General features: G+C 61.9%; 1 pseudogene. It reads left to right on the top strand.

The window, feature by feature from the left end:
• Positions 1-79: 79 nt before the first annotated feature.
• Positions 80-751 (top strand): annotated as a pseudogene (locus IEW15_RS25555) (carbohydrate ABC transporter permease); the annotation flags it as partial.
• Positions 752-895 lie beyond the last annotated feature (144 nt).

The raw sequence follows: 895 nt of genomic DNA, 5'->3' as shown, positions 1-895 counted from the left end.
GAGGACGGGCCGCCTCACGCCGTCCCAGGCGACGGTGACGCTCTAAACCAGCCCGCCGCGCTCATTGCGCGACAGCCTCCTGACACTCGACAATTTCCGCGCCGCCTGGGAGGCGGCGCCCTTCCCGCGCTATATGCTGAACACGGTGATGCTGGTCACCGGTATTCTGGCCGGGCAGTTGGTCATCGGAACCCTGGCCGCCTTTGCCTTCGCGCGGCTGCATTTTCCCGGCCGCAACCTGCTGTTCATCCTGGTCCTGATCCAGTTGACCATCATGCCCGATGTGCTGATCGTGCAGAATTACCGCACGCTCGAAGGGCTGGGGCTGGTCGATACCATCACCGGCGTCGGCCTGCCCTATATCGCCTCGGCCTTCGGCATTTTCCTGATGCGTCAGACCTTCCTGGGCATCCCTAAGGAACTCGACGATGCCGCCCGCCTGGAAGGCTGCGGGTTGTGGGGGCTGATGTGGCGGGTCTATGTGCCGCTCGCCAGACCGGTCTATGTCGCCTATAGCCTGGTGTCGATCAGCCACCACTGGAACAATTTCCTGTGGCCGCTCGTGGTGACGCAGTCGGTGGAGACCCGGCCGCTGACGGTGGGTCTCGCGGTCTTCGCCTCGACCGATCAGGGCATCGACTGGTCGATCATCACCGCCGCCACCCTGCTGTCGGCAGCTCCCTTGCTGATCGCTTTCCTGATCTTTCAGAGGGCCTTCGTCCAGTCGTTCATGCGGGCGGGGATCAAGTGACCGGCCGCCCGCTTCACCTTCCCGCCATCCGGAATCTCGGCGACCAACGCATAACGTGCATTAGCATTACAGTTGCGTATTTCCTAAAGTTCTGAATCAATGGGTGACCATGATTCGGAGGGTCATGGAATGTCTGGTTCGCTT

Origin of the sequence: Tistrella bauzanensis, from assembly GCF_014636235.1 — a bacterium.
Taxonomy (GTDB): Bacteria; Pseudomonadota; Alphaproteobacteria; order Tistrellales; family Tistrellaceae; genus Tistrella; species Tistrella bauzanensis.
Note: the sequence above shows the minus strand (reverse complement) of the source record. Positions and strands in the feature narration are given on the sequence as shown.